The organism is Caulobacter sp. GW821-FHT09B11, assembly GCF_059418205.1.
In genome coordinates, this window is record NZ_JBWKPK010000028.1 from 1 (window position 1) to 17693 (window position 17693).

The window sequence follows — 17693 nt, forward strand, 5'->3', positions numbered from 1 at the left end:
GTCGTCGACCTGCGCAACGTCTACAAGCCCGCCGAAATGGTCCGCGCCGGCTTCACCTACGCCTCCATCGGCCGCGGGGGCTGACACATGGCGGGGGGTCCAGAAGACGTCATCCAGGCCAAGGCCGCGCGGTCGAAACCGCGGGCGCCCAAGGCCGCGCGGGCCGCGTCCGCGGCCGGCCGCACCCTGTTCGCCTTCGACCTCTCGACCGCCGTCCGCTGGAGCGGCCTGGCCGTCGGCATCGTCCGGGTCGAGCGCGAGCTGGGCCGCCAGGCCGCGCGCCACCTGGGCGACCAGTTGCGCTACTGCGTCTATGACTCCCAGCAGCACACCTTCCGGGTGCTGCGCCGCGACATCGCCCTGGCGGTCATCGAGGGCCGCGTCGAGATCGACCTGGGTCCGGCGCGCGCGCCCGAGATCCGCCGACCGGTCGAGCTGGACCTGCTGGCCGAGATCCGCGCCCACCTTCTGCTGCGCCCCAAGGCCTTCCAGCTGATGCAGAAGGTCCGCGGCCGCGACGTGACCCTGGCCCAGATCCTGGAGCTGCGGGCCATGGTCGGCGCCCCGACCATGACGCCGCGCCAGATCCTGCGCGAATTCCTGCTGCGCCGCCCGCGCACCTACCAGCTGCTGCAGAAGGCGCGCGGCCGCTCGCTGTCGCTGGCCCAGGTCGCCCAGATCCGCACCGAGGAAGCCCGCCAGCGCGGGGCCGCGACCGAGACGCCCGAGGCGCCGCCGAAGGTCGTGCGGCTGTCGCTCGCCGAGGCCATCGACGGCGACCTGCCCGTGGGTCCCGACACCGTCATCATCTCCGGCGGCCTGGACTGGGAAACCAAGAACCTGCGCGAGATCTACAAGCGCAAGAAGGCCTACGGCTTCCGCTACGCCGCGGTGCTGTACGACCTGATCCCGCTGAACCTGCCCCACTACGTGGTGCCGCACTATGTCGACCTGCTGACCGACTATTTCGGCGAGCTGTTCTGGACCGCCGACTACCTGATGTGCATCTCCGAGCGCACGCGGGACGACGCCCTGGAATACTGCGCCGCCAACGGCATGAAGCCGCCGGCCATCTCGCACTTCCCGCTGGGCGGCGACCTGCCCCCGGCCAAGATCGAGGCCCCGCTGCCCAAGGCGCTGGAGGGCAAGCGCTACGCCATCTTCGTCTCGACCATCGAGCCGCGGAAGAACCACCGTACGCTGTACGAGGCCTGGAACCGCGCGGTGCGCGACGGCCGGATCGATCCCGAGACCTGCAAGCTGCTGTTCGTCGGCCGTCCGGGCTGGAGCGTCTCGGAGCTGATGCACGAGATCCGCCACAACCCGGCCACCAAGGACAGCATCGTCCTGATGGAGGGCGTCAGCGACGCCCTGCTCGACACCCTCTACAAGCGCGCCGAGTTCGGCCTCTTCCCCTCGCACTACGAAGGCTACGGCCTGCCCCTGGCCGAGATGCTGAGCCGCGGCCTGCCCTGCATCTCCAGCCCGGCGGGCTCGCTGCCGGAAGTCGGCCGCTCGCTGGTGGTCTACAAGGACACCATCGACGTGAAGGGGTGGTCCGACGAGATCGTCCGCTTCTTCTCGGAGCCGAAGACGCTGGCCGCCCACCGCAAGGCGATCCGCGAGACCTACGAACCGGTGACCTGGGAAGCCGCCGCCGGCGTCTTCTTCGAACGACTCGACGCCCTGGTGCAGTCATGACCCGTCGCGTGCTGGGACTCTCGACCTATCCGGCAGTGCGGCCACGTCACGGCGGCCAGCTGCGCATCGAGGCGATCAAGGCCTTCTACGAGACCTTCGGCCACGACTATCACTGCGTGGCGGTCTACGAATCGCCGGCCTACGGCCCGGGGACCATCGGTCCCGACGATATCAAGCTGGGCTACATGGACGCCCGCTGGCAGGGCCTGCCGTTCCTGGGCGACATGTCGTCCGGGACGTTCGCGGCCGAAAGCCCGGCGGCCTACGCCCACTTCTGCGCCCTGATCGAGCGCGAGCGCCCCGACGTCGTGCAGCTGGAGCACCCGTTCCTGTGGCCGCTGGTCAAGCGGCTGCGCAAGGAGGGCCGCCTGAACGGCGTGCCGCTGGTCTATTCCTCGCACAACTGGGAAGGCCCGCTGAAGAAGAGCATCCTCCTGGGCGCCGGCGTCCCGGCCGAGAAGGCCGAGAAGCTGCGCGAGGAGATCGAGGCCATGGAGGCCGAGCTCGCCGAGGCCGCCTCGGTGGTCATCGCCGTCTCGAAGGCCGACGGCGAGATCTATCGCGGCCTGACCGATCCCTCGAAGGTGTTCGTCGCCCCGAACGGCACCTCGCGGCCGCCGGCCGTCGCGGCCGGCGCCTCGCCGCTGGAGGAGCACTTCGGCGACAACCGGTTCATGCTGTTCGCCGGCAGCGCCTATCCGCCCAACATCGACGGCTTCCGCCGCCTGGTGGCCGACGGCGGCTTCTTCTTCCTGCCCCCTGCCAAGGGCCTGGCGGTCTGCGGCGGCGCCTCGCACGGCATCTTCGTCAGCGCCGAGTACCAGCGCTTCCTGCATGGCAACAGCGACCGGGTGCAGTTCCTGCCCGACCTCGACGACGAGGCCCTGTGGTCGCTGAAGCGCGCCGCCCACGCCTTCCTGCTGCCGATCCAGTTCGGCGGCGGCACCAACCTGAAGTCCGCCGAAGCCATCGCCTCGGGCCGCTGGGTGGTCACCACCAGCACGGCCATGCGCGGCCGCGAGGACTATGCCGACGCCCCCGGGATCATCGTGGCCGACACGCCCAAGGCCTTCCGCCAGGCGATGATCGAGGTGATGAACAGCCCCCCCCTGAAGCTGACGCCCGCCCAGCGCAAGGCCCGCGACCAGGCCTACTGGGACCGGGTGCTGGCCAACAGCGGCGTCCAGGGCGCCCTGCAGGCCCTGGCGGCCGTTCCAGCCGGAGCGCTCGCCTGACCGGAGACACGACCCTCTTTTCCCGCGGCGACGCCGACTGTTCGGCCCGCCGCATAGACTTCCCAAGGCTAGTCTGACCGCTTCGGCGTTCCGGCTCGCCCTTCCAGAAGATCGGCGCCGGGAGACACCAACTTCCGCCAAGCCGGCTGAACCTTCATCACGTTGTCATGGCTTCGCGCTAGGGGCGGCCGTTGTGCGCTCCCCGGTCCGGATGCTACGACCGCGGCTCAAATTCGGATGTGGACAGGACTGATATATGGCTCGCACGGCACTCATAACTGGCGTTACTGGGCAAGACGGCGCTTACCTTTCCAAGCTGCTGCTTGAGAAGGGCTACACTGTTCATGGCCTCGTCCGTCGCAGCAGCCATTCGGAAGTCCACGCCCACCGCCTGAAGTGGCTGGGCATCGAAAACGACGTCCAATACCACGACGGCAACCTCACCGACCTGTCGGGCCTGATCCGCACCGTCCGCGAGACCAAGCCGGACGAAGTCTACAACCTGGCCGCCCAGTCCTTCGTGAAGTCGTCCTGGCAGCAGCCGATCCTGACCAGCCAGGTCACGGCCACCGGCGTCGCCAACGTGCTGGAATCCGTCCGCCTCGAAGCGCCGGAAGCCCACTTCTACCAGGCCTCGTCCTCGGAGATGTACGGCCTGATCCAGGAGCCGCAGCAGAGCGAGAAGACCCCGTTCTATCCGCGCAGCCCCTACGCCGTCGCCAAGCTGTACGGCCACTGGCTGACCGTGAACTACCGCGAGAGCTTCAACCTGCACACCAGCAGCGGCATCCTCTTCAACCACGAATCCCCGCTACGCGGCCTGGAGTTCGTGACCCGCAAGGTCACCGACGCCGCCGCCCGCATCAAGCTGGGCCTGGCCAAGACCGTCCAGCTGGGCAATCTCGACGCCAAGCGCGACTGGGGCCACGCCCGCGACTACGTCAAGGCGATGTGGCTGATGCTGCAGCAGCCGACCGGCGACGACTACGTCGTGGCCACCGGCACGATGTACACCGTGCGCGAGCTCTGCGAGGCCTCGTTCAGCGCCGTCGGCCTGAACTACCAGGACCACGTCGAGGTGGCCGAGGCCTTCATGCGCCCGGCCGAGGTGGACGTCCTGTTCGGCAACCCCGCCAAGGCCGCCGCCCAGCTGGGCTGGAAGGCCGAGACCAGCTTCCACGACATGATCACCGAAATGGTGGAAGCCGACCTCGAGCGGCACCGTCGGAGCGCCTAGTGCCGGCGTCCAGCGAGCAACGCGTCCTCGTCACGGGCGCTTCCGGCTTCGTCGGAAGCGCCCTGGTCGCCAGGCTGCGCCAGGCCTACCCGCAGGCGCGCCTGATGGGGACCAGCCACTCCGGCGGCCTGTCGGTCGACGGCGTCGAGGCCCGCCAGCTGGACCTTCTGTCTCCTGACCAGGCGATGGCGGTCGTGGCCGACTTCCGGCCCACCGTCGTCGTCCACCTGGCCGCCCAGTCCAGCGTCCAGGGGGCCCTGGGCTCGCCCCGGCGGGTCTGGGAATCCAACGTCGAGGGCGTGCTGCGCCTGGCCGACGCCCTGCGCGCCGAGGCCCCCGACGCCCTGTTCGTCTTCGCCAGCAGCGGCGAGGCCTATGGCCGCTCGTTCCTGTCGGGCCAGGCCCTGACCGAAGACGCGCCCCTGCAGCCCGAAAATCCCTACGCCCGCAGCAAGGCCGCCGCCGAGCTGGCGCTGCAGGACCTGTGGGGCGACGCCGGCAAACTGGTGGTGCTGCGCATGTTCAACCACCTGGGCCGCGGCCAGGACGAGCGCTTCGTGGCCGCCTCGTTCGCCGCCCAGGTCGCCCGCGCCGAACGCGGCGAGGCGCCCGCCGTCATCCAGGTGGGCGACCTGTCGGCGGAACGCGACTTCGGCGACGTCCGCGACCTGGTCGAGGCCTATGTGGCGGTGCTGGACAAGGCCCACGCCCTGCCGGCCCGGTCGGTGTTCAACATCTGCTCGGGAACGACCCGGCCGGTCAGCGAGATCGCCGCCCTGCTGGAGTCGCTGGCCCGCGTGCCGGTGACCTTCGCCGTCGATCCCGCCCGCGTGCGCCCCTCGGCGGTCAAGCGCGCGGCCGGTTCGCACGCGGCCCTGACCGAAGCCACCGGCTGGCGCCCCGCCATCCCCTTCCGTGAAACCATCGGCGAAGTTCTCGACTACTGGCGCGAAAGGAGCTGAGGCGGCGCCTGGCCACTGTTCGGCGAATGACCCTCATCCGCCTCGACAGCGCCTTCTTTCGCCGTCCAGCTCCCGTCTTGCGCAACCCCGAGTTTTGGAGCAAAGCGTGAGCCTCCGTAATACGCTACTTCGTCTGCGGTGGCGCCAACACTATACTTTCAGAAAGATCCGGACCGCGGTCCTATCTCAAGTCGTGAGAAGTCAATTGTATCAGTACGATAAGATGAATTACGGCTGCGGTTACGACAAGCGGGCCGGCTATCTCAACGTCGACTCCGACGCGGCGTGCCAGCCCGACTTCCTGATCCAACCCGGAGACTTCTCGTTGCTGCCCAAGCGGCACTTCGCCGAAGTCTACGCCCGCGACGTGCTCGAGCACATTCCGCGCCCCTTCAGCCTGACAACCCTGCTGGAATTCGCCAGCCTGACCAAGATGGGCGGCAAGCTCGTCGTCCAGACCAGCAGCATCCTGCACGTCGCCGAAAAGATGCGGGAAAACCCGTCCTTCGCCGACCACTACGGCTGGTCGATCTGCCTGTTCGGCAACCAGGCCCACCCGGGCGACTACCACCACACCGGCTTCACCGACGTCAGCCTGACGGTGCACCTGGCCGCCGCCGGCTACACGATCCACAACAAGGAGATCGTCGAAGGCTGGATGCTGAAGTTCGAGTGCGAGAAGACCAGCGAGTGGGACAGCCTGCTGGACGACCGCAACCTGACCAACGAGGCCTTCCTCTCCCGCGCCTACGAGCAGCAGTTCTCGCGTCCGATCGACGACACCGGCCGCAGCCACTTCGGCGCCAAGCTGGCCGACGGCGCCGACCGGCGCTCGGTGCTGCTGGAGCTGACCTCGGCGGTAGAGCGCCTCTACGTGGTCTCGCGTCAGCTGGGCCTCTAGCCCCCGGCCGCCACGCCGTCCGAAAACGACAAAAGCCATTCCGGTCGCCCGGAATGGCTTTTTTCTTGGGCCCTGTCCCGTCCGGCCCGAGGGCCGAACGGGAGGGCGGCGATCACCAGACGATGTCGGTGACCTTGACGTTGGGCGTGTTGATCAGGATCTGCATGTCGTTGCCCGTGTTCCCGGCCAGCTGCACGAAGATGTACGAGGCCGCGCCGTCCGAGATCAGCGAGAACTTGTCGGCCGACGAGGTGTGCAGGGCGCTGAGGTCGATCTTGTCCACGCCGGTCTGGAAGTCGTGGATCAGGTCGGCCGCGCCCGGCGCGGAGTCCGAGGCCGCCAGGTACTTGAAGACGTCCGCGCCGCCGCCGCCGAACAGGGCGTCCGAACCGCCGCCGCCGATGATGATCTCGGCGCCCGCGCCGCCGGCGACCGTCTCGGCGAAGCTGCCTCCGCGCAGGGTGCGCGCGTCGCCGTCGCCGACGATGTAGGCCCCGCTCTTGAGGCCCACGATGTCGGAGGCGTTGATGTCGCGGGTCGAGGCGATCTGGAACGAGCCGCTGTCGGAGGCCCCGAAGATGAAGGTGCCGCCGTTGTAGTGCACGACGCTGACGTTGGTGGGGTTCAGGCCCGTCAGGTCCAGCTTGTCCACGCCGGTCTCGAAGTCGTGGATGATGTCCATCTGGCCGGCCAGGGCGTTGGAGTCCGGCGCGGTCTTGTAGAGGAAGGTGTCGGCCCCGGCGCCGCCGAACAGCGCGTCGCCCCAGGCGCCGCCGTCGATGATGTCGTTGCCCGAGCCGCCGACCACGGTGTCGTCCAAGGCGCTGCCGACAAGGGTCGAGCCGACGTTCTCGCCGACGAGGTAGACCCCGTTGGTCAGGCCCAGGATGTCCGAGCCGTTGAGGGCCTGGATCGAGCCGATCTGGAAGACGCCGCCGGCCGTGCCGCCGTTGATGAAGGCGCCGCCGTTGTAGCGGATGATGCTGACGTTCGACGGGTTCATCGCCGTCAGGTCGACCTTGTCGATCCCGGTCTTGAAGTCGTGGATCAGGTCGAGGTTCTGGTTGTTGGAATCCGCCACCGCCAGATAGGCGAAGGTGTTGGTTCCGGTCCCGCCGTACAGAGCATCGCCGCCGGCCCCGCCGATGACCCGGTCATTGCCCGAACCGCCGACGATGCTGTCGGAATAGGCCCCGCCGATCAGGGTCATGCCGGTGTTGTCGCCGACGATGTAGAAGTTGGTGGCCACGCCCGTCACCACGTCGGAGCCGCGCACGTCGCCGATGGCGGCGATCTGCATGCCCCCGGTCGGGAACAGGTAGGTCGCGCCGCCGCTGTGCAGCATGCTGATGTAGGTGGGGGCCACGCCCTGCAGGTCGATGCGATCGACGCCGGTCTGGAAGTCGGTGATGATGTCGTAGTTCGACTGGGTCGATTCCGACGTCGCCTTGTAGACGAAGAGGTCGGGACCGCCGCCGCCGGTCAGGTTGTCGCCCGAGCCGCCGCCATAGATGATGTCGGCGCCGGCCCCGCCGACCAGCTTGTCGTACCCCGCCGTGCCCAGCAGGGTCTGGCCCGCCACCTGGGTGATGACGTCCGAGGTCGAGAACGGGTTGGTCGAGCGCACCGCGAAGGTGCCCGACGCCGTGCTGGCGGTCAGGGTGTAGAAGCCGTTTTCCTGGACGATCTGGAAGCTCTGCGGCTGGATCGCCGAGATGTCGATCTTGTCGACGCCCGTCTGGAAGTCGTGGATCTCGGTCGGAGCGATCTGCGGCGTCGAGATCGAGTCGGTGGCCGACAGGAACTTGAAGGTGTCCGCGCCGCCTTCGCCGTAGAGGCGCGAGGCCCCCGGACCGGCGATCAGGATGTCGTCGCCGTCGCCGCCGGTGATCAGGTCGCTGCCGCCGCCGCCATAGATGACGTCGTTGCCGCCCAGGCCCTGCAGCACGTTGACGCCGGTGTCGCCGTACAGGACGTCGCCATAGCCCGAGCCCAGGATGCCCTGGACGTTGACATAGGTGTCGCCGATGGCCTCGCCGGTGTTGAGGCTGGTGTTGGCCAGCGAGACGGTGATGCCCGCGGTCAGCCCGCCGAAGCTGATGTAGTTGAAACCCGCGCCGCCATCGAGCTGGTCGCCGCCCAGGCCGCCCACCAGGATGTCGTCGCCGCCGCCGCCGTAGATCTGGTCGTTGCCGGCCTCGCCGAACAGCGAGTTGGCCGCGTCGTTGCCGATGATGGTGTCGTTGAAGTTCGAGCCGAACACCCCCTCGATCGAGGTGTAGGTGTCGCCGGCCGCTTCGCCGGTGTTCTGCGACGGGTTGACCAGCGAGACGTAGACCGCCGTCGCCGCCGTCGAATAGGCCGCGTAGTCGTAGCCGTCGCCGCCGTTGATGGAGTCGGCGCCGAGGTTGCCCTCGATGATGTCGTCGCCGCCGCCGCCGTACAGGGTGTCGTTGCCGAACTTGCCGCCGTAATCGAGCGGGGTCGGGTCGCCGATCAGGTGGTTGTTCTGGGAGTCGCCGTACAGGATGTCGTTGTAGGGCGAGCCGGCCAGGTCGGCGTTGAACAGGTTGTGGTAGCTGTCGCCGGCGGCGTCGCCGGTGTTGATGCCCGGGTTCTCGAGCGAGGCCGTCAGGCCGGTGGCCGAGGTCTCGTAGTCGACGAGGTTCATCCCGACATTGCCGCCGTAGAGCTTGTCGGCCCCGGCGCCGCCGATCAGCACGTTGTAGCCCGTGCCGCCGTAGATGGTGTCGTTGCCGTCCTGCCCCTGCAGCTGGTTCAGCAGGCCTTCGTTGCTGCCGTAGATGACGTCGTCGAAATTGCTGCCGATGACGTCCTGGATGCTGATGTAGCTGTCGCCGGCCGCCCAGCCGGTGTTGATGCTGGGATTGGCCAGCGAGATCGTCAGGCCGGTGGGCGAGAGGTAGTAGGACACCGTGTCCTCGTCCTCGCCGCCGTCCATGATGTCGATACCGAGGCCCCCCAGCAGGGTGTCCATCCCCGAACCGCCGAACATCCGCGTGATCACGTTGGTGGCGCTGGCGAAGCCGTACATCGCGTCCATGCCGCCCAGGCCGTACAGGCTGTTGCCCTTGCCGTCGCCCCAGAGCCAGTCGTTGAACTGGCTGCCGATCAGGTCCTCGACGCTCTGGTAGGTGGCGTTGTCGGCCAGGCCGAAGGCGTCTTCACTGGGGATCAGATAGGCGCCGACGCCCGAACTGGCGTTTTCGTAGCTGACCGCGGTGCGGCCGCTGCCGCCCACATAGGCCGTCCCCGGGGTGGTGGCGTAGATGATCTCTTCGCCGGGAGCGGGATATTGTTCGGCCATGGGTGGGACCTCAAGGGCGTTTCAGGGGAGCGGCACGCAGGTTCTGCGGTGATCGTTAAGAAAGCGCTGGGATTGTGGATTGTTTCGATGAAACAAAAAACCGCAAGCCTCCGGCGCAGTTTCATGGCCCCGAACCGGCGCGCGTGATTTTTCCTCCGGCGCCCAGGCCGGGGCCTGCGCACGGCATGGACGCCCGCGCCGTTTCACCCGATACCGGACCGGACGCGGGGCCTTTCGCCGCCCCGTCGCATCGGACGACATGAACCGGCTCGCATCTTCCCTTCTGACGGCCTGGCGCGCCCTGCCCCGCCCCGTCAGGCTCGGCGCCCACCTGGCCCTGCAGGTCCAGCGCGACCTAGTGCGTCCGTACCGCGTCGGCCCTCGCCCGACCGGCGACGCGCCCGGGCCGATCTATTGCGTCGGCTTCCACAGCGACACCATGGGCCTGTCCCACGCCGCGCGGCTGCTGTCGGCCGGACTGCGGCAGGCCGGCTACGAGGTCGTCGACATCGATGTCGACCGCCGCGCCCCGCGCCGGGCCGCCCTGCCCGACCTGGCCGACGGGGGGTTGGTGCTGTCGGTGCTCAATCCGCCCGAGCTGCTGCTGTTCGCCGACGGTCCGGGCGCGCGGCTGCTGCGCGGCCGCCGGCACGTGGCGCACTGGGCCTGGGAGCTGCCCGACGCGCCGCCGGCCTGGGCCCGCGCCCTGCCCTATGTCGACGAGATCTGGGCGCCCAGCGGCTTCACGGCCCAAGCCCTGGCGCGGATCGCCGGCCCGCGGCCGGTGCGCGTCACGCCCTATCCGATCCTGGCCCTGCCCGAGGCGCCAAGGCCGGTCCGCGCGGCCGACGGCCCGGTCTCGGTGTTCTTCGCCTTCGACCTGAAGTCCTGGATGAGCCGCAAGAACCCGCAGGCCGCGATCGCGGCGTTCCGGCGGGCGAGCGCGCGCGCGGGGGCCGACGCGCGACTGCGGCTCAAGGTGTCGGGCGGCGACGCCCGTCCCGAGGCCCTGGCCGCCCTGCGGCGCGACCTGGCCGACGACCCGCGCATCGAGCTGATACTGGAAAGGCTGTCGGACGCCGAGATGGCGGCTCTGGTCGCCGGATCCGACATCGTGCTGTCGCTGCACCGGGCCGAGGGCTTCGGTCTGCTACTGGCCGACGCCATGCGCGCCGGCGTGCCGGTGGTGGCCACCGGCTGGTCGGGCAATCTGGAATTCATGGACGAGGACAGCGCCGCCCTGGTCGCCAGCCGGCCCGTCGCGGCCGGCGCCGAGGCCGGCGACTACGCCGGCGGTCGCTGGGTCGAGCCGGACGTCGAGGACGCCGCCGAAAAGCTCGCCGTCCTGATCGCCAGCCCCGAGGCGCGCGCGACCCTGGGCGAGAACGGGCGCCGGGCGATCCACGCCCGCCTGGGCATGGATCGCTGGAGCGCCGAGGTCGCCGGCCTGCTGCCGACGACCCTGAACAGAACCCGGCCTTAGGCCAGGGCGGCCTGCGCCACCGCCTCGGCGGTAATGCCGAACTCCTTGTAGAGGCGCTCGAACGGGGCCGAGGCGCCGAAGCCCGTCATGCCGACGAACTTGCCGTCCTCGCCGATGAAGCGCTCCCAGCCCTGGCGGATGCCGGCCTCGACTGCCACGCGCACGGGCGCGTCGCCGATCGTCGCCTTGCGGTAGGCCGCCGGCTGCTGGTCGAACAGTTCCCAGCAGGGAACCGAGACCACGCGGGTCGGCTTGCCTTGCGACTGCAGGATCTCGCGGGCGGCGACGGCCAGGCCGACCTCGGTGCCGGTGGCGAAGATCGTCACGGCCGCTTCGCCGTCGGCGGCGATCAGCTCGTAGGCGCCCTTGGCGACCTGGTTCTCGCCGGCCGAGGTACGGACGTGCGGGGTCTTCTGGCGCGACAGGCACATCACCGAGGGGGTGGTGTTCTGCTGCAGGGCCACCTGCCAGGCCTCGGCGGCTTCCACGGCGTCGGCCGGGCGGAAGACCAGAAGGTTGGGGATGGCGCGCAGGGACGCCACCTGCTCGACCGGCTGGTGGGTCGGGCCGTCTTCGCCCAGGCCGATGGAGTCGTGGGTCATCACGTGGATGACCTTGGCCTGCATCAGGGCGCCCAGGCGGATCGCCGCGCGGCTGTAGTCGGCGAAGGCCAGGAAGGTGCCCGAATAGGGGATCACGCCGCCGTGCAGCGCCATGCCGTTCATGGCCGCGGCCATGCCGAACTCGCGCACGCCGTAGTGGACGTAACGGCCGGCGTAGTCGGGCGTGTCATAGGCGCCCATGCCCTTGACCAGGGTGTTGTTCGAGCCGGTCAGGTCGGCCGAGCCGCCGATCATTTCCGGGATGGCCGGGATCAGCTGGTCCAGGGCCGAGCCCGAGTGGACGCGGGTGGCGTTGACCGGCTTGTTCTCGACGGCCGAGGCGATGTGGGCTTCCAGCTTCTCGAAGGCGTTCGCGGGCAGCTGGCCCTTCACGGCGCGGGTCAGTTCGGCGCCCTTGTCGGAGGCGGCGACGGCGGCTTCCCAGGCCTTGCGGACGCGGGCGCCGCGGCGGCCGACGCTCTTCCAGGCCTTGGCGATGTCGTCCGGCACGGTGAACGGCGCGGCGTCCCAACCCATGGCGGCGCGGGCGGCGACGATCTCGCTGTCGAACAGGGTGTAGCCGTGGCTGTGGGGGTCGCCTTCCTTCGGACCGGCGCCCTTCGAGATCAGCGTCTTGCACGCGATCATGGTCGGACGGTCCTGCTTGGTGGCCCAGCGCAGGGCGGCGGCGATCTTGCCGTGGTCGTGGCCGTCGACGACCTTCACGGCCCAGCCGGCGGCCTTGAAGCGGGCGACCTGGTCGCCGGTCTCGGCGATGGTGGCCACGCCGTCGATGGTGGTGTTGTTGTCGTCGAAGAGCACGGTGAGCTTGGACAGCTTCAGGCGGCCGGCCAGGCTGATGGCCTCATGGCTGACGCCTTCCATCAGGCAGCCGTCGCCGGCGATCACCCAGGTGCGGTGATCGACGAGGTCCTTGCCGTAGACGGCGGCGAGGTGGGCCTCGGCCATCGCCATGCCGACCGAGGTGGCCAGGCCCTGGCCCAGCGGGCCGGTGGTGGTCTCCACGCCCGGGGTGTGGTGCACTTCGGGGTGGCCAGGCGTCAGCGAGCCCCACTGACGGAAGTTCTCGATCTCCTTCATCGTCACGGCCTTGTAGCCGGTCAGGTGAAGCAGGGAGTAGAGCAGCATCGAGCCGTGGCCGGCCGACAGCACGAAGCGGTCGCGGTCGGCCCAGTCGGGCTTGCTCGCGTCGAACTTCATGAACTTGCTGAACAGCACGGTGGCCACGTCGGCCATGCCCATCGGCATGCCCTGGTGACCCGACTTGGCCTTGTGCACGGCCTCCATCGAAAGGACGCGGATGGCGTCGGCCATCTTGATCGGCGAGACGGGCATGGGCTCTGGCTCTTCGGCTTTATAATGTCTGTGGTCGGCGGGGGCGCCTGCGCGGCCCGCACGTGACATGTGGGGCCGCCAGGGTCAAGCAACCGGGACTCAACGCTTATCGGCTGAGGCTGCTATGCAACGGCGGGCGGAGCGGCTATAGCAGGGCGCAGACTTATGCTCATTTTCAGCATAACCTCGAAAGGTCGGTCTCTTGGGTAGTCCGTCGTTCTTCTCGCCCTACCGCCACGGCTTCGTCCGCGTGGCCGCGGCCGTTCCCAAGGTGAAGCTGGCCGACCCGGCCGTGAACGCCCAAGGCGTGCTCGACCTCGTCCGCCAGGCGCACGACCAGGGCGTGGCGGCGATCGCCTTCCCGGAACTGGGCCTCTCGGGCTACTCCATCGACGACCTGCTGCAGCAGGACGTGCTGCTCGACGCTGTCGAAGCGGCGATCGCGACCCTGGCGCAGGAGAGCAAGGACCTCGCCCCGCTGTTCGTGGTCGGCGCGCCGCTGCGCGACGCTGGACGGCTCTACAACACCGCCGTCGCCATCCAGGGCGGGCGGCTGCTGGCGGTCATGCCCAAGAGCTTCCTGCCCAACTACCGCGAGTTCTACGAGCGCCGCTGGTTCACGCCGGGCGCCGGGGTGACGGGCAAGAGCCTGCGTCTGGCCGGCCAGGAGGTTCCGTTCGGGACCGATATCCTGCTCCGTTCGGGCGGCGAGAACCCGTTCACGGTCGGGATCGAGATCTGCGAGGACGTCTGGACGCCCAATCCGCCCAGCACCGCCCAGGCCCTGGCCGGGGCCGAGATCCTGCTGAACCTGTCGGCCAGCAACATCACGATCGGCAAGTCCGAGACCCGCCGCCTGCTGTGCGCCAGCCAGTCGGCCCGGGCGATCGCCGCCTATGTCTATTCGGCGGCCGGGGCGGGCGAGAGTTCGACCGACGTCGCCTGGGATGGGCACCTCGACATCCACGAGATGGGCGCCCTGCTGGCCGAGACCGAACGCTTCTCCACCGGCCCGACCTGGACCTTCGCCGACGTCGACGTCGAGCGCATCCGCCAGGAGCGCATGCGGGTGGGCAGCTTCGGCGACGCCATGGCGCTGGCCCCGCCCAAGGTCCCGTTCCGGATCGCCTCGTTCGACTTCGCGCCGCCGGCCGGCGACCTGGCTTTGGCCCGGGCGATCGAGCGCTTTCCGTTCACGCCGTCCGATCCGGCCAAGCTGCGCGAGAACTGCTACGAGGCCTACAACATCCAGGTCCAGGGCCTAGCCCGGCGAGTCGAGGCGACGGGCTCGCAGAGCCTGGTGATCGGCATTTCCGGCGGCCTCGACTCAACCCACGCCCTGATCGTCGCGGCCAGGGCCATGGACCAGCTGGGCCGGCCGCGCTCGGACATCCGCGCCTACACCCTGCCCGGCTTCGCCACCTCCGACCGCACCAAGAGCAACGCCTGGGCGCTGATGCGGGCCATGGGCGTCACCGCCGAGGAGATCGACATCCGTCCGGCCGCCCGGCAGATGCTGGCCGACATGGACCACCCCTTCGCGAAGGGGGAAGCGGTCTACGACGTGACCTTCGAGAACGTGCAGGCGGGTCTGCGCACCGACTACCTCTTCCGCCTGGCCAATCACCACAAGGGCATGGTGGTAGGCACCGGCGACCTGTCGGAACTGGCCCTGGGCTGGTGCACCTACGGCGTCGGCGACCAGATGAGCCACTACAACCCCAACAGCGGGGTGCCCAAGACGCTGATCCAGCACCTGATCCGCTTCGTCTCGCACTCCGGCGACGTCGATGCGGCGACCACCGCCCTGCTGGACGACATCCTGGCCACCGAGATCTCGCCGGAGCTGGTGCCGGGCGAAGCGGTGCAGGCCACCGAGAGCTTCGTCGGCCCCTACGCCCTGCAGGACTTCAACCTCTACTACATGACCCGCTACGGCATGGCGCCGTCGAAGATCGCCTTCCTGGCCTGGAGCGCCTGGCATGACGCCGAGCACGGCGCCTGGCCGGTCGGCCTGCCGGAAGCCGCGCGGCGCGCCTATGACCTGGCGGAGATCAAGAAGTGGCTGGAGCTCTTCCTGCGCCGGTTCTTCAACAACCAGTTCAAGCGCTCGGCCCTGCCCAACGGGCCGAAGATCTCGTCGGGCGGCGCGCTTTCGCCCAGGGGCGACTGGCGGATGCCGTCGGACGCCACGGCTGACGCCTGGCTGGCCGAACTGCGCGCTAAAACGCCCGTATAGAGTTTCGCGCGCCGAAGATGGTTAAAGATCTGCGAACGCGGTGGACCGACCGAGGATTGTCATATAGTCCGCGCAATGTATCCGCGTGGAAGCTCGGGGGAATCCTTGGTAGACGCTATCTATCCCGTCATTCTTTGCGGCGGATCGGGCACGCGCCTGTGGCCTTCATCAAGGTCGGACCGTCCCAAACAGTTTCTGAAACTGATCGGTGACCGGTCCAGCTTCCAGGAAACTATTCTGCGGGTGATGAACCTGCCCGGCGCGCGCGAGATCGTCGTCGTCACCGGCCGCCACATGGCCGAGCTGGTCGAGCGCCAGGCCCGTGAGATCGGGGCCGACCTCGTCGTCATCATCGAGCCCGAGGCCCGCGACTCCGCCCCGGCCATCGCGGCGGCGGCGGCCTATGTCCGCGCCAAGTCGCCCGACGGCGTGGTGCTGATGCTGGCGGCCGACCACCACATCGCCGAGGTCGACGTCTTCCGCGAAGCCGCCCTGACGGCGGTGACGGCGGCCAAGACCGGCCTGATCGTGACCTTCGGCGTCCAGCCCACCGGCCCGGCCACCGGCTTCGGCTACATCAAGCCGGGCCAGTCCCTGCCCAGCGGCGTCAAGGCCATCGACGCCTTCGTCGAAAAGCCCGACCTCGAGACCGCCAAGCGCTATCTCGACGAGGGCTACTACTGGAACAGCGGCAACTTCGCCTTCGCCGCCAAGACCCTGCTCGACGAGCTGGACGCCTTCGAGCCGGCGATCAGCAACGGCGCCATCGGCGCCGTCGAGAAGGGCGCGCGCGACGGGATCATCCTGCGCCTCGACGCCGAGGCCTTCGCCACCACCACAAAGAAATCGCTCGACTACGCGGTGATGGAGCGCACCACCAAGGCCGCCGTGGCCCCCGCCGCCTTCACCTGGTCGGACCTGGGCGCCTGGGACGCGATCTGGGAAGCCTCGATCCGCGACGCCTCGGGCAACACCGCCACCGGCGACGTGCACCTGATCAACACCAAGGGCGTGCTAGCCCGATCGAACGGTCCGTTCGTCGGCGCCATCGGCGTGCAGGACCTGCTGATCGTGGCCGAAAGCGACGCTGTGCTGGTCTGCAGGCGCGACGACGCCCAGGCGGTCAAGACTCTGGTCGACGTGCTGAAGGCCAGCGGTCGCGACATCGCCCACCGCCACGCCATCGCTTTCTCGGGCGGGGTCGAGCGCCAGCCGGTCACCCGCTCGCCCAAGGCGTCGGTCGACCTGTGGCGGTTCGAGGCGGGCGTCACGGCCAGCCTGCCGGCCAGTTCGATCCAGGTGCTGGGCGGCGAGCTTCAGGCCGAGGCCGAAAGCTTCGCCTTCGGCGCCCGCGTCGACCTGCACTCGCCCACCCTGGTGCGGGCGGGCGAGGCCGCCACCGTGCTCGTCACGACATGGCTGTGACCACGCGGTCCAGCTCCAGGATCGCGCAGACGATGTGATAGAACGAGCTGGCCGGGGCCGGCTCGTCCACGAAGGTCCCGTCGGCCTGGAGCTTGTCGCGCCACAGGCCAGGGACCGCGACGTCGAGATACTTCAACAGCGCCTCGGCGCCGTCGGCGGCCGTCTCCAGCCAGGCGACGTCGCCGGTCGCCTGGGCGGCCAGCACGCCGGCCTTGATCCACTCGGTCTGAGCCCACAGGCGGGCGACGTCGTCGTGCACGCTCATGTCGTCCAGCAGGGAGAAGATCGCCACGCCGCGGGCCGGATCGACGCCGGGACCCTTGCCGATCTCGATCATCCGCAGCGCCGCGGCCCGGGCGTCGTCGCGGCCGGCCAGCGCGCCCCAGCGCAGCAGCAGCCAGGCCCATTCGAACTGGTGGCCCGGCTCGACGATGCGGCCGGCCACGCCTGCGGCCGGGTTCCAGTCGCCGTCGTAGTATTCGCGCAGGCCGCCGCTCTTGGGATCGATGAACTTGGCGAGCGCCAGCTCGGCGATCTCGTCGGCCAGGGCCCGCCAGCCCGCGTCTCCACCGGCCTCAACCCAGGCCAGGCTGGCCTCGAACATGTGCATGTGCGGGTTGGACAGCAGCGGCAGGGTGCGCGGCACGCTCTCCTCGAAGCCGGCGACCGGATGCTTCAGCGTCGCGCGCAGCGCCTCGCGCAGCTCGACGGCGATGCGCGGCAGGTCCTCGCGCTCGGGCAGGGCCTGGCTGGCCATGGCCAGGCCGAACAGGCCGAAGGCCTGGTCGTAGAGATCGACCTTGTCGTCCAGCGGCGAGCCGTCCGACGCCACCAGCGTGCGGAAGAAGCCGTCCGGGCGGCGATAGCGCTCCAGATAGAAGGCCAGGCCGTGGGCCAGGGCCTCGCGCCACGGACCATCCCAGCCGAGCACGCCGGCGGCGGCGTAGGAGTAGATCTGGCGCGGCTGCACGCGGGCGCGGCGCGGCGCCTCGACCGGGGTTCCGTCCAGGGCGATCTTCTCGAAGAAGCCGCCGTTCTCGCGATCCGCCCCGACGGTCCACCAGACGGGGAAGGCGTCGTTCAGCGCCCAGGCCTTGAGCTGGTCGCGAAGGCGGACGATGCGGGCCGGAACGGTCATGCGGTTCTCCAAAGGGTCGAGGGTTTTCTAGCGGCCGGCCGCCGCCGCGCAACCCTCGGCTTGTGACAGGCGGGGCCGTCGCGTAA

General features: G+C 69.2%; 12 protein-coding genes. 9 read left to right on the forward strand and 3 right to left on the reverse strand.

What is annotated here, in order from left to right:
* The 6 genes from AC07N1_RS19055 to AC07N1_RS19080 all read left to right on the forward strand — a co-directional run.
* Positions 1 to 84: hypothetical protein (locus tag AC07N1_RS19055; protein ID WP_494673275.1), on the forward strand; the 84-nt coding region annotated here is incomplete at its 5' end.
* A gap of 3 nt (positions 85 to 87) precedes the next feature.
* Positions 88 to 1701, forward strand: a complete 1614-nt coding sequence (locus AC07N1_RS19060) for a glycosyltransferase family 4 protein (RefSeq protein WP_494673212.1) — start codon at positions 88 to 90, stop codon at positions 1699 to 1701.
* Positions 1698 to 2936, forward strand: coding sequence for a glycosyltransferase (locus AC07N1_RS19065; protein WP_494673213.1), 1239 nt, complete (start codon positions 1698 to 1700; stop codon positions 2934 to 2936). The genes AC07N1_RS19060 and AC07N1_RS19065 overlap by 4 nt, the downstream gene beginning before the upstream one ends.
* A 256-nt stretch (positions 2937 to 3192) precedes the next feature.
* Positions 3193 to 4173: a GDP-mannose 4,6-dehydratase gene (gene gmd, locus AC07N1_RS19070; RefSeq protein ID WP_494673214.1), complete on the forward strand. Its 981-nt coding sequence runs from the start codon at positions 3193 to 3195 to the stop codon at positions 4171 to 4173.
* A complete protein-coding gene (locus AC07N1_RS19075) occupies positions 4173 to 5135 on the forward strand; it encodes an NAD-dependent epimerase/dehydratase family protein (protein WP_494673215.1) in 963 nt (320 codons plus the stop codon). The genes gmd and AC07N1_RS19075 overlap by 1 nt, the downstream gene beginning before the upstream one ends.
* Positions 5136 to 5340: 205 nt before the next feature.
* Positions 5341 to 6036 (forward strand): DUF4214 domain-containing protein, encoded by a 696-nt coding sequence (locus tag AC07N1_RS19080; protein WP_494673216.1) that lies wholly within the window; start codon positions 5341 to 5343, stop codon positions 6034 to 6036.
* Between the two features lie 112 nt (positions 6037 to 6148).
* Here AC07N1_RS19080 and AC07N1_RS19085 read toward each other — a convergent pair whose 3' ends face one another.
* Positions 6149 to 9364: a M10 family metallopeptidase C-terminal domain-containing protein gene (locus tag AC07N1_RS19085; protein WP_494673217.1), complete on the reverse strand. Its 3216-nt coding sequence runs from the start codon at positions 9362 to 9364 to the stop codon at positions 6149 to 6151.
* Positions 9365 to 9623: 259 nt separating this feature from the next.
* On the opposite strand from AC07N1_RS19085, the gene AC07N1_RS19090 reads away from it, so the two are divergent.
* Positions 9624 to 10847, forward strand: coding sequence for a glycosyltransferase (locus AC07N1_RS19090; RefSeq protein ID WP_494673218.1), 1224 nt, complete (start codon positions 9624 to 9626; stop codon positions 10845 to 10847).
* On the opposite strand, the gene tkt is transcribed toward AC07N1_RS19090, so the two are convergent.
* Positions 10844 to 12805 (reverse strand): transketolase, encoded by a 1962-nt coding sequence (gene tkt / locus AC07N1_RS19095; RefSeq protein WP_494673219.1) that lies wholly within the window; start codon positions 12803 to 12805, stop codon positions 10844 to 10846. The two genes, AC07N1_RS19090 and tkt, sit on opposite strands and share 4 nt — an antisense overlap.
* 202 nt (positions 12806 to 13007) lie before the next feature.
* Here tkt and AC07N1_RS19100 point away from each other — a divergent pair, with 202 nt between their 5' ends.
* Together AC07N1_RS19100 and AC07N1_RS19105 are read left to right on the forward strand one after the other, a co-directional pair.
* On the forward strand, positions 13008 to 15044 hold the full coding sequence (locus AC07N1_RS19100; RefSeq protein WP_494673220.1) for an NAD(+) synthase: 2037 nt from the start codon (positions 13008 to 13010) through the stop codon (positions 15042 to 15044).
* 75 nt (positions 15045 to 15119) lie between these two features.
* Positions 15120 to 16469 (forward strand): mannose-1-phosphate guanylyltransferase/mannose-6-phosphate isomerase, encoded by a 1350-nt coding sequence (locus AC07N1_RS19105; protein WP_494673221.1) that lies wholly within the window; start codon positions 15120 to 15122, stop codon positions 16467 to 16469.
* Here AC07N1_RS19105 and AC07N1_RS19110 read toward each other — a convergent pair.
* On the reverse strand, positions 16453 to 17607 hold the full coding sequence (locus tag AC07N1_RS19110; RefSeq protein ID WP_494673222.1) for an AGE family epimerase/isomerase: 1155 nt from the start codon (positions 17605 to 17607) through the stop codon (positions 16453 to 16455). The two genes, AC07N1_RS19105 and AC07N1_RS19110, sit on opposite strands and share 17 nt — an antisense overlap.
* Positions 17608 to 17693 lie beyond the last annotated feature (86 nt).

Excerpts from the sequence above, each read along its gene's own strand:
- AC07N1_RS19060 (WP_494673212.1), top strand. The coding sequence starts at position 88 with ATGGCGGGGGGTCCAGAAGACGTCATCCAGGCCAAGGCCGCGCGGTCG.
- AC07N1_RS19065 (WP_494673213.1), top strand. The coding sequence starts at position 1,698 with ATGACCCGTCGCGTGCTGGGACTCTCGACCTATCCGGCAGTGCGGCCA.
- gmd (WP_494673214.1), top strand. The coding sequence starts at position 3,193 with ATGGCTCGCACGGCACTCATAACTGGCGTTACTGGGCAAGACGGCGCT.
- AC07N1_RS19085 (WP_494673217.1), bottom strand. The coding sequence starts at position 9,364 with ATGGCCGAACAATATCCCGCTCCCGGCGAAGAGATCATCTACGCCACC.
- AC07N1_RS19090 (WP_494673218.1), top strand. The coding sequence starts at position 9,624 with ATGAACCGGCTCGCATCTTCCCTTCTGACGGCCTGGCGCGCCCTGCCC.
- tkt (WP_494673219.1), bottom strand. The coding sequence starts at position 12,805 with ATGCCCGTCTCGCCGATCAAGATGGCCGACGCCATCCGCGTCCTTTCG.
- AC07N1_RS19105 (WP_494673221.1), top strand. The coding sequence starts at position 15,120 with ATGTATCCGCGTGGAAGCTCGGGGGAATCCTTGGTAGACGCTATCTAT.
- AC07N1_RS19110 (WP_494673222.1), bottom strand. The coding sequence starts at position 17,607 with ATGACCGTTCCGGCCCGCATCGTCCGCCTTCGCGACCAGCTCAAGGCC.